The organism is Paenibacillus sinopodophylli, assembly GCF_005930355.1.
Classification (GTDB): domain Bacteria; phylum Bacillota; class Bacilli; order Paenibacillales; family Paenibacillaceae; genus Pristimantibacillus; species Pristimantibacillus sinopodophylli.
Map to the genome: position 1 here is coordinate 1,709,384 of NZ_VDBO01000001.1, position 14,620 is coordinate 1,724,003.

A 14,620-nucleotide genomic window follows, 5' to 3' on the forward strand; every position below is an offset into this window, starting at 1 on the left:
CTACAATATCAAGAAATTGTTCCAGAAATACAAACGAATGTTTCCAAGATGTAAACAAAAGCATCGAAATTGTTCATTAAGATCTCATTTCTGTTGGCTCATATGTTGGAAAAGTAATTCTGAATACGGTTCCTGCCTCATCTGTGCTCACAAGAGCGATAGAACCTCCTTGTGTTTCTGCATACTGTTTAGCTAGTGAAAGTCCAAGCCCTGCCCCGCCATTTTCACGGGATCTGTTTTTATCAACGGTATAGAACGGGTCAAAAATTTTGTGGACTACTTCTTCGGGAATGCCAATACCTGTATTGGAAATTTCAATGATAACCTGACCGTCCTTCAAGTCATTTTTCACAAAAATATGTCCCCTTGCTTTGTTATACTTAATAGCATTATCCATCAGGTTAATAAGAACAATGGCTATACAGTCTTTGTCAGCTTCCACATAGGCTTCAATTAAATCCGTTTCTAGTTGTATACCGAACTTATCCATTTTACCTTTTAAGCTATTCAACACCCATCGGATAGTCTGCTCTATATCGACCTTTTCCTTGTTATATTCAAAATCATATTTGTCCAGAGCAGCCAATTGCAAAACCTTTTCAACCATTTCATATAACCGCTGCGTTTCACTTTGGATATTTATTTTTGCCGTTTCCAATAGCTTCTCATCATCCGGATACATTTCGAGCAAATCGATATAGGCTTTGATTGAAGTTAACGGTGTTTTAAATTCGTGAGTTACGTTGCCTATAAACTGCTTTTGCTGCTGATCAAGCAGAGATAATTTATGAACCGCCTGTGTTAGTTTTTCTCGTTCTTGATCCTTATCCTGCAACGTCTTCATCATTTGCTCGCTCATCACGCGAATACCTTCACTTAATTCACCAATCTCATCCTTTCGTCTGAGCGTATTTGTCTCAAAATGTCCTTCCCGAATCCTGTCCACCGTACCATTAAGCCTGATGATGCCAGTGGCAAACGAATTGAAATAAAAATAAGCCAAAATAAAGCTGAGCATAAATACGCCCGTGCCTATATAAACAAACATTTGTTTAATCTGATTATAAAAGGCAAGGTTATTCGACAGAGAGTAGTTGAACTGTACAACGCCTACTTGCTCATTTCCTGTTCGTAATGGAGTCATATAATACAACGATTCTTCTGCCGTCAAAAAAGCTGTTTTATTATTTAACGCGAATGCTAACGTTTTTTTAATCCCATCGGATGTCATACTCGCTCTTTCTTTATTAACGATTGCTCCTTGCTGATCATACAACACGACCGATTGTCCACTAATCAATTCCAGTTGCGCTGCAAACTCCTTGCCTTTCAATGCCAAAAAAGTTTGAGGCACCTTATTGGACTCGGACATTAGAGTCTGGATAAAATATACGTTTGCCGTTGTCGCTTGCTGGGCCAAATACTGCTCAATCTCTACCTGCTGGTTTTTTTTAATGCCTTCCAGTACGAGCACGCTTAGTACGAATACAGTAAGAAGCAAAAGGGCCGCCAAAAATATACTGAATTTAATTTTTATGCTGATTCTCACTGTAACCTCCCAATACTTTATAACCGATACCATGAACGGTTTGTATCATTTCGCTGATTTCCGGCCCCAGCTTTTTTCTCACCCTTTGTACATGAATATCCACGGTACGCGTACCGCCTATATAATCCATTCCCCAGACCAAATCCAAAAGCTGCTCCCTTGTATAAACCCTATCTGGACTGGATGCTAAGAGAGCGAGCAGATCATATTCTTTAGGTGTCAAATCCAGCTTTTTATCGCCAGCCATAGCCGTTCGTTTACTTATATGCAGCATAATTTCACCCAGCCGAATCTCGTTTACCTCTTGTTTTTCACCTGCGGCCTGTATTCTTCTCAATAATGACTTTAATCGCGCAAGCAGCTCCCGCATATCGAAAGGCTTCGTGATATAATCGTCTGCTCCCAGTTCGAGTCCTAGAATTTTGTTAACGATATCTTCTTTGGCCGTTAGCATGATTACGCCGATACGTCCTTTAGCTTGAAGGTTCTTTAGAATATCATAGCCATCCATACCAGGAAGCATTACATCCAGAATGATGGCATCCGGACGAAACGCATAAATACGATCCATAGCTGCTGATCCATGATCAACAATCTCGATTACATATCCTTCTCGTCTTAAAGCGTAGGCAATGGCGTCCGCAATTTTTCTTTCATCTTCAATGACCATAATTTTTTCGTTCATGAATTCACCAATCCTTCTTACTATATATAACCAGTCTATCTTTCTTAAATCTAACACAATAGGCTCTCCTATCAAAACCGGGGCTAACGGGCACTCTAATCGGCAGCTTGTTTGTATTAGGCTTGCCTCTCTTTTATCTCATCGCAGAAAAAGACGATGCACCGGGCATTATCGTAATCGGGCTGGTCATGGTTTTTGCATCTATGGTCATTTCCGTTTTTGCTTCTGTTCTCCAAAGGCTGTTGAAAGAGGCTGTCGATATAAAATCAGAAAACGACATAATTTTCTGAGGTGAATAACACGGCTATAATAATCAATATTGATGTGATGTTAGCTAAAAGGAAAATGGGTGTAACCGAGCTTTCCGAGAGGGTTGGAATACCGATGGCTAACCTTTCTATATTGAAAAATAGAAAGACAAAAGCCATTCGAATCTCCACTTTGGAGGCGATTTGCAAAGCATTAGAATGTCAGCCTGGAGATATTTTAGAATACAAAATCGAAGAGAACACATGAGTTATGTGGTTCATTTTTTAGGCAATTAGAATGGGAGGCCAATATGACGGGTCTGTCCATTCGTATGCTAGATCATTAGTCAATTGACCAAGTAATATGTTACCATTAATGCTTTTTTGAATCTTCCACTTACCACTTGCGACTGCTTTTCCAGACTCAACCAAGCTATAAGCAATTCCCCATTTCATGGGAAGCACATTAGAGTTTTCTATTTCCTTTATTTTTTTGTCAAAAAGCAGTTTCGATTCGAGCTCAGCTTCTATCGTATCTTCTGAGTTCCATACTTCAGTAAACTCATGCCCCTTAAACTTTGAGTTTCCTATCCTATTTTTCAATTCATCTGTTACGTAGATAGTACCTGATCTACCCTCTGGAACTTGAAATATGAGCTGATTTTTCACTATATCTTCTTTAAAGTATGCTTTCCTAATAGTTGTATTCGTAATAATCGTTCTATTATGATCTAAGGCATCAACTACATTTAATACACTCAGGATATAATAGGGTTCATCGTAAATAATCGGTACAAACTGAGCTTTATCTTTTAATATTGGCAATAGAAAATTCATCACTTTTACAGAAACAATTGGAATATACGTTAGGAAGATAGAAAGTCTTTATACCTTCCTTTTTTCAAGCGTATAAACTCTAGTTTTGAATGATCGACGATTACCTCACCCGTAAAAGGAATATCTTTAAAATCTTTACTTTTCAACCCTATTCGTGTTTCTTTACCGCTATAACTGTATCCTAATTCCCAAACTTTCATAACGCAGTCCTCCCATCTCCACCATATGAACATTTAGTTAGTTGTTAACACATATTGGTAGTGTTCTTAATACAATTAGAGCGCACTCCTATATCTGCAGCTTTATACCTATCATTGTTACCTTCAGTCGAAATACCCATTACTTCATCTGCAATGAGCTCTGAAAAAACACAAAAGACCATTCGAAAAGTCTGGATAGACACTACGAATAGCCTATTGCGTAAAAGTGTTCTGAACTGCGATCCATAAGGTAATCGCCATTCAGCATTGTTCAAGTTTCCATAAATGGAAATTAATCCATTCACTATCCTTGTTTCACTAAATGATCTGCTGTACGGAATGCCAGAGCAAGAATCGTTAACACTGGGTTAACGCCCCCGTTCGTCACATGCACAGAGCCGTCGCTCACCCATAGATTATCATATCCGTGAACGCGGCCTAATGGGTCCGTGACAGATGTAGCAGGGTCATTCCCCATCCGTAGTGTGCCTGCCTGATGCTGACCACCACTTAGCCCTCCACCAGGCTGCGTTCGCCATACCTCACGCGCACCCGCAGCCCAGAGCCACTTCTCCGCTTGCTCTCCCAATACGGAAGCCGAGCGTAGCGACTCGGGATGCACACTTCCAGACAGCTGAGCGACTGGCATGCCGAAGCGATCTTTGACCGTGCTAGACAACCGAACTCTGGACTCTGGACTCGGTATTTCTTGAATCGGTCCTTGAATTTGACTGGTACGCAAGTAACTCTCACGCATCACTTCCTTGCCAGCACTGCCCCAGCGCGGAGCACCTGGCGCAAGCGCTCGATACCAATGGAGGAGCGGCAGCCGAGTGAACTCGTTAGCCAGCAACCCTCCTCCTATAATACCTCCTTCATCACGATGGTCAAAACGGAAGGTTGCAATACTAACGCCCGGACCAAGACCGTCTTGAATCGGATCATCGAAGAGCCCATAAGCACCCGAATAGACATGGCCTTGAAGGCTTCTGCCTACTTGTCCACTCCGATTGCCTATTCCATTCGGTTCTGAATCCGTTGAAGAGTTAAGAAGGAGACGTGCGCTTTCAATCGCTCCTGCTGCAACCACAACATGCCCCGCCCGCACTTGACGTCGCTGGATAGTATCTCCTAATTGCTGCACTAGACGAACGCCAGTGGCATGCCTGCCTCCCTCAGTATCGATGCGCTCCACCGTCGTATCGCAGATCAGATCACAATTACCTGTAGCAATAGCCTTCACCAGCATTGTATTGTGTCCGCCATTCTTACTATTAGTCGGGCACGCGAATCCGACACATTGGCCGCACCGTCCACAGGCTGGTCGACCATCCCGTTCAATGGAGTTGATGAGCAGAGGCACAGAACCGACTTCCCAGCCTAGCTTCTCCGCTCCAAGCGCGAGGCGTTCTGCTTCCAGCGTGCGCGACAACGGCGGCATGGGGTAGGAGCGTTGCCGCTTCCCCCGCCCGGAATGGGCATTCCCATCACCAGAGACACCGACTTCCCACTCAGCCCGAGCGTAATAAGGCTCGAGCTCGTCATAGCCAATTGGCCAATCGCTGAGCGAGCTCCCCTCGGGTATCCCATAACGACTAGCCATACGGAAATCATCCGGATGAAATCGCCATGCTTGCGCACCGTAAATCCGTGTTCCTCCACCCACCGTCATCGCATTATTATGATAATCGCCGTCAAACGGTGCTGTAATCCGCTCTTCTCCGCCTGCCAATACAATCGTACGCGGGTTGCCTACTAGCTCTGGACCTGTGTTATGTCCGTACTTGCTAAACCGATGATTGCGCAAATGATCATTGCCTATCTGGCTGTATAGAAGCCAGCTTCCGCGCTCAACGACAAGAACGTACAGTCCCGCTTCAGCTAATACCGCTGCAGCTACCGAGCCTCCTGCCCCAGCTCCTATGATAATGACATCATACTGATCTCGAAGCTGATCGAAGGTCTTCTGCGGCAGATCGATCTCAGGGGCCGATTCACTACTCTCAGGAACAGGTCCTGGACGAAACCCCATCATATCCCATGACTTGCCCCCATGATTCCCGCCCGCTTCAGGACTTCCATAATAACCTTCAATAACCAAGCTTAGCAGCGTGTCAAAAAATCGTTTAGACGAAATCGGCCATTCTCGAACAGAGTCCTGCTCGACCTTGTGGAGCAAGCTATCTTTCTGATGAGCCGATAATTCCGAGAATGATTGCCCATGAATTTCGATTGCTTCCGCTTCCAATGCACGAAGCCCAGGCTCTATGACGTCTGTCCAGGTAGCAGCATCTTCGGCGGCACGACGTTCTAGGTATGACAGCACTCCCCCACCAGTTGCTGACGGCCATTCATCTTCGGGAATCATCCGGTCGGTAACCGCTTCCAAAACGTGACGGAAATCCCTCGAAAAAATATGCTGATCGCTAATCCTCATCTAATTCCCACCTCACAATGACCATTGATGATATCCTATTGATTTATATCTATATTATACTTTTCAGCGAGTTGTTCAAGTACTTTCTATTCTTTCTTCACTTAAGTGAAGAAAAGAAAGCCATACAATATTAGACGTAACGATGTTATTTTTTTAATCCCCATATCAGATAACGTCCTCTCCGTCTCTTAATGAATAAGAAACTGTACGATCCAGATTGCTTATCTATTCTTTTGGAATATACATAAGAAATGTTTTTAGCTGATCTATTTATGGATTCAAAATAACTTCGATCATTGCGAGTTTCGCGATACTCACAATAATCCTAGTTTCTTCTACAGTACTAGAATATAAATAAAGGAGAATGCTGCCGATCACGAGTGACCACAGCATATCTCCTTATTCCTTGCACATAATTTCTTGACTGATACGCGGATTGCTTATTACCGCTCACACACCGAACTTAGCCGCTAATCCTATCGCCAGTTCATCATCCGAGAGAGGGTTCCGGTGCGTATTCTCCAAGTATATATATTTCTCTGTTTCCGGCATCAGAAATTGTTTGTACCATAGGAAGAAATCAGGGCTGTCGCCATGCATGCGAAGCCAGCGCCGCAGCGTGTCCATGTTCTGTACTGTACTTGTAATATTCGTTAGCCAATCCGCCTGATAAAAATGCTTCCATTTCCCATGCTCCGCTTCATGCAGAACAATAACACCCTCCTGATACTTCCACATGGCCTGAGAAGCATAAACGAACGCCAACGGGTAGTTCCCATGAAGGTACGCGGAATATGCTTTTCCCAGTCTGTCAAACCCTTCGCATCCCGACAAATGAAGCTCTATGTGCAGCTGCAAGTGATCCCTCACCCGAAGTCGCTCCGATTCCGCCAGCTCCGGCAGCAGCCTTTCTATTCTCGTCTTTAGGTCAAGCCAGCCGGGAACTGCATCGGTACACTTCCTGCTAAACCATTCGACTTGCTCCGGAAAATCAACATTCCCTGTCGCCCAATACAACTGGGACTGCGACTGATGATCCGTTTTCCCTTGAAGCCAATGTCCGACAATTTTGCGAGCTGGATGATGATAAAACTCATCGCCGGCACGATCGTCTTCGTTCGGACCGTAGGAAATCGTATTACGCGCATAATCACGATAGAGTTCGGAGATTTCCTTATTAGCAGCAGAGTACATGCGCCTGACAAAACCTTGCAGATGATCCTCCACCTTCACTTCACCATGCATCCACAGCTCGCGTATTAAATCCAGCGTATAGACGTGAGGACGGATGTTGCCGCTATTGACGAGAAGATAATCCTTGGCGCCAAGACGAAATGCACCATCTATTTCTCCTTTGATTAAATCGGCCGAAGCTGGAAACATCGTTAAATGATTCGAAGCCTGAAGATCGTGAAACGTTACATGATAGTAAATGCCATGCTTGCCTTCGTCTTGAAGCTCCGGTAAAGCTGGAATACGCCGATTTTCATTGCCATTTCGTCGGGAAACCATTTTGCCGTAACCGTTGTCCGCCCAAACCTTAATAATATCCTTTGAAATATCAATATGCCCTGCTTTATACAATTCTGAAATCTCACCGTACAGCGCCACACAGCATTTCGGATCAGCGACCTTGCTGCGGACCATATCGTATTGTTTACGGACGACGCGGCTAATCATTTCTCCTCGCTTCGCAGGCGTATCGAATGCGGGATCCTGTATCCAGAAAGGCTCGTCGCCTTGACCGCGGAACGAAAGTACCCAAACAATATTCATGTTCTTTTGTTTCTCAATCGCTTCTTCCCACAAGGCTTCGAACAGCTCCGAATTTTCATGATAGCTTGCTTTTTTTCCGGGATAGGCTCTTAGAAACATTTCGGCGCCTAGCGGCTCTGCATGGTGATGTGTTACCCATAAGCCCATTTCTGCCGCCAGCTCAGCATGAATGCCATGCTTAGGGAGATCCGTACCTGGTATAACCATATTACCTCCGCAGCGCAGCAAAGCTTCGAAGACAGGCTGCCATACGTCTTGGGTCGGCGGGTACGCTTCCTTCCATCCGATTAAGCATACCTCGTCGTTCACGAACCAGCCGCGGAAGCGAACCACTGGTTCAGGTGAATGATAATCGCCAGCAATAACCTCAATTTGGCTACGTTTCTTCGGGGGAAGGTCCGCCCAGAACCAGAACGGGTCGACACCAAGATATCGACCACTGTACTCGAGCATGCCGTATACGAGCCCAAGATCGTCTACTGCAGCAATGTGAAGCTCCATTCTCATGCCGACCTTGATGAAACGAAAGCAAAATGCCTCCGGTCGTTCCGGACAACCATCCTCAGGTACGGCATAACGGAAAACGACGTCGCCCCGTTCCTCCTCACTCAGAGCAATGACAGGAGCATCGCCAAAAACCTCTAAATGATCCCGCTTGATCATTTCCCAAGCATGCTGGATTGGCGAAGCCGGATTGTTAGGAATGCGGTATGTCGTATTATTATCGATGATAAATGTCAATGTAAGCGTCCTCCTCATTCATAAGCTATCAGCTTATGCTTGTTAACCAATGCCTATTAACCTGATAAAAATGCCTGTCGGCTTCACTACCTCCGACAGGCTGTTCTGTTGTAGTTCTCATTTATCCGTAAGTATCCGCATTCGGATTCGAAATAACCTCCGACATCATCTGATTAGCAAATATTTTTTCCACGTATTCTTCCGTCCATATCGCTTCAGGAACAAACTTGTCGGACTTACAGTAATTCAGCAATGAATGGAGCAATTGCTGTGCTTCAGGTCGATCCTGCTGGCTCCAAAGATCGATGGAGCAAATCATTAGCTTCCCTTTGCCTACCTTCGCTTCGAAAAGAATTCCTAGCTTCTGCTGCCTTGCCACATTGTCTATCACTTGTACAATTGGTCTGTAATCTGCTCCGGCTTCATCCAGTACCATCGCTCGTGAGTTTTTCATCAGATGCCACCATTGCCATTCGGCATGCGATGAAGTGGGGAAGTCAGACAACGCCGGATGAGCAGGATCGCACAGAATGCCCAGCGTTCCAGGCGGATCATATTTCTTAAACATCGGATAACACCAAAAATCGGGGATAAACGTTCCCTGCGGACCATGTCCGAATGAACGATGTGCGGAAGGAAGCAGAAGTACATTCTTGCCCTCGTGCAGCGCCTCCTGCGTCCATGTATCGAAAGCGTCGGAGATGAAGACGGCAGACGGAATCGACACTTCACCTCTGCTTGGATACACCCAAAGCGCGTATTCGTTGCAGTAAGTAGTCTGCTCGATCTTAATCCAGAGCTTCCATCTCTCCGGTTCAGCGATGGGCGGAATCTCGAATTCCAGCGTCCCGACCAACCCCACATCCCCTTGCGAAATCACGACGTTCGGAAAGCTCCCCTCCGCAACCTGCCTTCCATTTTCGTTCATAATCGACCATGTCACTGCTCTATCCTCTAATGAAGATGGACCGTAATTCGCCACCTCTATCTGCGCATCTATACGTTCTCCTTCTGACCATACATACCTTTTAATCCGTACAAGAGGAACGACTTCACTGCAGAACCGTCTCCATTCCTCCGGTTCAATAATCCCTTTGGAATCCATAAAGGAATCCAAAATTCCAACGAATGCACCACCTTGACCCGGAAAGTCCTGCAAATCCAGCAATTGGAACCCCGCCATACCCGGCGTTCGCAATACAGCTTCAATTTCCTCGCGATAGCAAAGACAAGCGAGTCTCCCAGAGGCAGCTTGGAAATCGTCCGCTTGACTTAATAGACCCGATGCTGCGGCATGAGCCCGGAAACGTGTAAGAAGTTCCGGTTCCAGTACACCCTTATACTTATTGATCTCATTAAAGCTCGGATGGATCTGAAATTGCCCCACCTCATGTCCGATGATTGGGAACGGTATATCCTTAATTTCTTCCTGGTAATCCTTCCTGCTCGAAGGAGGATTGTTGTTAATAAATCCACGCGTGGAATGCGGGGTAGCCCCGCGCACATGTTTCCCGCCGTAGCCGGATTTCTTCACATTCCAATTGCCTTCGGTCCAGAACGTCGTCCAATAATCGGAATTACGCGGTGCCCGCGCATGTATGAAGAAGTTGTTGGAGCCAATTGCGTAAAGTTTGCTTGGATCATACTTACGCGCCTCTTCGACGAGCAGCTCCATACGCTCGATCGAACCAGCCAATTCATTGCCCCAGGCAAACATAACAAATGAAGGATGATTGCCGTATGCCTTCAGAATTCGGAAAGCTTCATCTGAAAAATATTGCCACTCTTCATCGTCCTCGAACGCTGTGCCTGGATTCCATAGCGGGAGTTCAGGCTGCAAGTAGATACCGATTCGGTCGGCAGCTTCGAACGCAGCTTCGGGGGGGCACCAAGAATGGAAGCGATAATGGTTGATCCCATATGCCTTGGCCGTTCGGAATACGTCCAGCCATGAGTCGACATCCATAGGCGCGTAGCCAGTCAATGGGAATACACATGCATCGTGTTTGCCCCTCAGCAGCGTCTTCTTGCCGTTTACCTCGAATTGGGTTCCTCCAGCAATGAAATTGCGAATGCCTAGTGGAACGATCTGTTCATCAGCAAATCTATGCTCTCCCATAATCCCATCTAATGTGAGATGAAAGCTGTACATCGCCGGATCGAACTCGTCCCATAATCGCAGCGTTTCATCTGCCTCAATTGTGAAATTGATTTCTGCTTCCACGATCTCCGAATACATTGAAAAGGGTATTTCTTTCGTCTCTACAATTGCCATGCTGTTGAGATCCTTCATTTGAATCAAAATTCGCCCCACGGCGCAGCTGCCTGCTGGTTTACGCAATAACGCTTTTCCATGAACCGTTCCTGCCGATTGAGCATGTACGCGAACATGCTCAATATGAACGGGATCGACTGCGTACAATTCGATTGCGCCGACAATCCCGTTCCAGTTTGTCTGCGTGTGGTCAGTCGCCATATGTGAGTTGCGGATGCTGTTCCACGCCATAATGCCGGAACGATTGTCCACCATCACGGTAATGAGATGTTTACCTGGATCTAGGTAACGGCTGACATCATACACCTGCGACGTTGACAAGGAGTTGGAGGATCCAACCAAAATGCCGTCAACCCGCAACTCCGTCTCGCGCGTTCGCTCCATTCTGAAGAAGATAGACTTGCCCCTCCAGCTCTCCGGTATATCCACAGACCGTTCATAACTCGCCACTCCTTCGTAAGCATAGGCTCGGCTCAAGCGATCGCTCGCGCTATCCGGCTTCGGTCCTAATCCATGCTCGTCAAGAGTTCCGGGCAGTACAATCACCTTTTCGATTGTACTGCCCGGCTCGCTCCAGCTTTCCAGCAAGCCCTTCCACATGCCGTCCAGGGATATTTTATCTCGAATGCTCTTCGCCATAATCATCACCCTTTCAGACCAGTCGTGCTAATGCCTTCAACGATGTAACGCTGGAACATAAAAAACACAAGTATCGGAGGAATGAGAGAAAGTGTAGCCATCGCGAACATTGCAGACCAATCCGTACCTGAGCTCGGATCGGCGAACAGTCGAAGCGCAACGCTGACCGTATACATCTGTGGCTTACCTAAATAAATCAACGCTCCAAAAAAGTTATCCCATGACCAGTAAAATTCGAATATGGCAGACGTTACCAATGCAGGTTTAATAAGAGGCAATATAATACGTGAGAAAATGCCGAACCGACTGCAGCCGTCAATCTTCGCTGCTTCATCCAATTCATACGGAATCGTACGAATAAACTGCATGATTAGAAAAATAAAGAAGGCAGAACCGAAGAAAGCCGGAACGACCAGCGGATAGATCGTGTTGACCCAGCCCATCTGATGAAAAATAATGTATTGCGGAATTTGTACAATTTGACCTGGCAATAGCAGCGTAAGCATGACGGTTCCGAACCAGAAGCCCTTCAGCTTGAATTTCACTCTCGCGAACCCATAAGCGACTAAAGAGCAAGAAACAATAGTTCCAAGAACGGTCGTACATACGATGATGAATGTGTTCTTGAAGAATGTCCCGAAAGTAATGCCAGCGAAGCCCTTCCAACCGTTCGAATAGTTCGAGAAATCCCACGCTGCCGGAATGAGTGAATGTGCGCTCACGAACACTTGAGAGCTTTCTTTAAACGAGCTTGCTATCATCCAAGCGATGGGATATAGAGAAGCGGCTCCGATGACGAGACACATCAATTGAATCATTAGCTTCGTCCATGAAAATTTAGAATTTCGTATCATACCCTTTATCCTTTCGACTCGTAATGTACCCATGCCGACGACGTTTTGAAGACCAATGCAGTTAAGATGGCGACAATTACGAGCAAGAAACAAGAAAGCGCTGCTGCGTAACCCATGTCAAGAAACTCGAATCCTTGTCGGTATACATGAAGTTGATAAAATAAGGTGCGATCCAGCGGACCGCCGTCGGTAATGATGAGTCCTTGTGTAAAGGTCATAAATCCACCTATGATCTGCATGACAAGGTTGAATAAAATAATCGGCGTTAGCAGCGGAAGTGTAATTTTGACAAACCGCTGAAAGGCATTCGCACCGTCCACAACCGCTGCCTCGTAATAAGAATCGGGAATGTTTTTTAATCCCGCAAGAAAAATAATCATGGGAGACCCGAATTGCCAAATCGCCATAAGGATAAGCGACCATAGTGCGGTATCAGGATGAGCGATCCATGATACGTTCGGCCGAAATCCGAATACTGCCTCAATGACCGCATTCACGGCTCCGTTCAATCCGAATAATTGCCCCCACATAACAGCAACTGCTACGCTGCCTCCGATAATCGAAGGAATGTAGAAAGCTGTTCGATATAGTCCAACGAACCTAATCTTCATATTCAGCAATATCGCAATCAATAATGCGAATATGAGACGAAGCGGTATGGCTGTCAGAACGTAGATGAAGGTAACTTTCAGACTCGTCAAAAACTTATCATCCGCTGTGAACATGCGAATGAAATTGTCTAAACCCGTCCATTTCGGTGACGATAATAAATCATATTTAGTAAAAGTAAAGTAAAATAAACATATAAACGGAATTGCCGTAAATGCGATAAAACCAATAATCCAAGGCAAAATAAATAAGTAGCCCGCTCCGTTCTCATTACCGCTCGACTTTCTAATTTGTTGTGCCATCATTGTCACCATACCCATCTACGGCCGATTCCTTGAAAAAATCCCAAGAAACCGGCCGCTTTGTTTATTACTTCTTATGTTTTGCGACTATTCCTGCTGCATCCTTCTGAAGCTTCGCATACGCATCTTGAATGGAAATGTGATCATACATAATTTGCTGCTCCAAATCGATCATTAAAGCCTCAATTTCCGTAGACCCTGTAGGTGCGGGTGGATCAAGTGGACCGCTATGCTCAGTCACTATATCCATGTATTCAACAACTGCTTTCATGTCAGGCTCGAACTGCTCGGCTAAGGATGCGCGCACTTGGCTCGTAATCGGCATGCCCCGATTCGCGTTCAGCACTTTGTTCGCTTCAATATCGTTAACAAAATAACTAATGAACTTCGCCGCTGCTTCCTTGTTGGATGAATTAGCGGATATGGAGAAGTGCAGGCCTGGACGTACGTCCATCGCCTTATCTGAGTTCGGTCCCGGCATAAGAATCATCTGGAGCGGTCGTCCTGCCGCCTTCACGATACCAGGGTACTGATTCGTATATGCAACCATGACAGCCGATTGGCCTTTCACCAAAAATGACTCCTCTGGGTTTTTCACCGACATCGAGGCATCCATTTTTGGAATCAACCCCTCTTTAGCCCATTGTTTTCGATAAGTAAAGAAATCCGAATATACTTTTTCATCAAAGCCTATTCCTGTTTCTTCTGCGCTAACCGTCTGACCGAACTGGCGAGCATAATAAGGGAGGGCAAAGGTTACGTTGAACAAATCTTCAGCGCCGTAGTAGCCAGTAACTTCCTTCAGCTTTTTCAAATCTTCATAAAGTGCTTCCCAATTGGCGTATCCGCCTTCTGGAATGGTAAGTCCGGCCTTCTCGTAGGCGGCAGGGTCTACGATCATCGTCCTTGCGTTAACTCCAAGAGGAATACCATATATTTTGCCGTCTGACGCTTTTCCGCCCGACAGTGTGCTTTCTCCGATATTGGATACGTCGATGATACCGCTCTCGATATACGAATCCAAAGGTTCTACCAATCCCTTGTCCATAAACTGATTGGCATCGCTTGCACCTACATAAAACTGAAAAATGTCAGGCATGTTATTCGAAGCAGCCAGCAATGTGAGCTTCTGATAATAACCATCAAAGCCTTGGTATTCAGGTGAGAAAGTTACTCCCGGATTAGCCTCTGCATACATGTTGAGAACTTTTGATGTTATATCGTGGCGATCTTGATTCCCCCACCAAATTACGCGAAGGTCTGCCGCTTTCGTACCATTGCCTTCTGTATCTTTAACCGTTTCTGTCGATGCAGGTTTTTCGCCCGAATTACCGCCCGAACATCCTGCAAGCGCAAGTACGCATGCTAGCACCAAGAGCATCATTACCGAAAAACGTCTTTTCATTTTTTAGCGCCCCTTTGTTTGGATTGTTGTGAGTGATGAACGGATTTGCGTATCCAGGCCTGG

Annotated in this window: 11 protein-coding genes and 1 pseudogene; 2 read left to right on the forward strand and 10 right to left on the reverse strand. The window is 45.7% G+C overall.

The features are described from left to right. Positions 1–76: 76 nt before the first annotated feature. Positions 77–1,549 carry a sensor histidine kinase gene (locus tag FGT79_RS07825; protein WP_171056115.1) on the reverse strand — a complete coding sequence of 491 codons (1,473 nt, stop codon included), beginning with the start codon at positions 1,547–1,549 and terminating at the stop codon, positions 77–79. Further along, the gene (locus FGT79_RS07830) at positions 1,527–2,234 is read right to left on the reverse strand and encodes a response regulator transcription factor (RefSeq protein ID WP_138752142.1); all 708 of its coding nucleotides are present in this window, start codon (positions 2,232–2,234) and stop codon (positions 1,527–1,529) included. The genes FGT79_RS07825 and FGT79_RS07830 overlap by 23 nt, the downstream gene beginning before the upstream one ends. Positions 2,235–2,332: 98 nt before the next feature. Between FGT79_RS07830 and FGT79_RS07835 the strand changes: the two are divergent. After that, positions 2,333–2,524 (forward strand): annotated as a pseudogene (locus FGT79_RS07835) (DUF2975 domain-containing protein); the annotation flags it as partial. Positions 2,525–2,561: 37 nt separating this feature from the next. Next, positions 2,562–2,750: a helix-turn-helix domain-containing protein gene (locus FGT79_RS07840; protein ID WP_138752984.1), complete on the forward strand. Its 189-nt coding sequence runs from the start codon at positions 2,562–2,564 to the stop codon at positions 2,748–2,750. 17 nt (positions 2,751–2,767) lie between these two features. On the opposite strand, the gene FGT79_RS07845 is transcribed toward FGT79_RS07840, so the two are convergent. From FGT79_RS07845 to FGT79_RS07875, 8 genes are all read right to left on the reverse strand, one after another. Continuing rightward, positions 2,768–3,307 (reverse strand): imm11 family protein, encoded by a 540-nt coding sequence (locus tag FGT79_RS07845; RefSeq protein ID WP_138752143.1) that lies wholly within the window; start codon positions 3,305–3,307, stop codon positions 2,768–2,770. A 41-nt stretch (positions 3,308–3,348) separates the two neighbouring features. After that, positions 3,349–3,519, reverse strand: a complete 171-nt coding sequence (locus FGT79_RS31030) for a hypothetical protein (protein ID WP_171056116.1) — start codon at positions 3,517–3,519, stop codon at positions 3,349–3,351. 304 nt (positions 3,520–3,823) lie between these two features. Continuing rightward, on the reverse strand, positions 3,824–5,956 hold the full coding sequence (locus FGT79_RS07850) for a GMC family oxidoreductase (RefSeq protein WP_138752144.1): 2,133 nt from the start codon (positions 5,954–5,956) through the stop codon (positions 3,824–3,826). Positions 5,957–6,406: 450 nt separating this feature from the next. Beyond that, positions 6,407–8,473 carry a glycosyl hydrolase 115 family protein gene (locus FGT79_RS07855; RefSeq protein ID WP_246096209.1) on the reverse strand — a complete coding sequence of 689 codons (2,067 nt, stop codon included), beginning with the start codon at positions 8,471–8,473 and terminating at the stop codon, positions 6,407–6,409. Positions 8,474–8,594: 121 nt separating this feature from the next. Beyond that, a complete protein-coding gene (locus tag FGT79_RS07860; RefSeq protein WP_171056117.1) occupies positions 8,595–11,387 on the reverse strand; it encodes a glycoside hydrolase family 2 TIM barrel-domain containing protein in 2,793 nt (930 codons plus the stop codon). A gap of 5 nt (positions 11,388–11,392) precedes the next feature. After that, positions 11,393–12,241, reverse strand: coding sequence for a carbohydrate ABC transporter permease (locus tag FGT79_RS07865; protein ID WP_425464989.1), 849 nt, complete (start codon positions 12,239–12,241; stop codon positions 11,393–11,395). Positions 12,242–12,246: 5 nt separating this feature from the next. Further along, complete coding sequence (locus tag FGT79_RS07870) at positions 12,247–13,170, reverse strand: carbohydrate ABC transporter permease (protein ID WP_425464990.1); 924 nt, start codon at positions 13,168–13,170, stop codon at positions 12,247–12,249. A 49-nt stretch (positions 13,171–13,219) separates the two neighbouring features. After that, positions 13,220–14,557, reverse strand: a complete 1,338-nt coding sequence (locus FGT79_RS07875) for an ABC transporter substrate-binding protein (protein ID WP_138752148.1) — start codon at positions 14,555–14,557, stop codon at positions 13,220–13,222. Positions 14,558–14,620 lie beyond the last annotated feature (63 nt).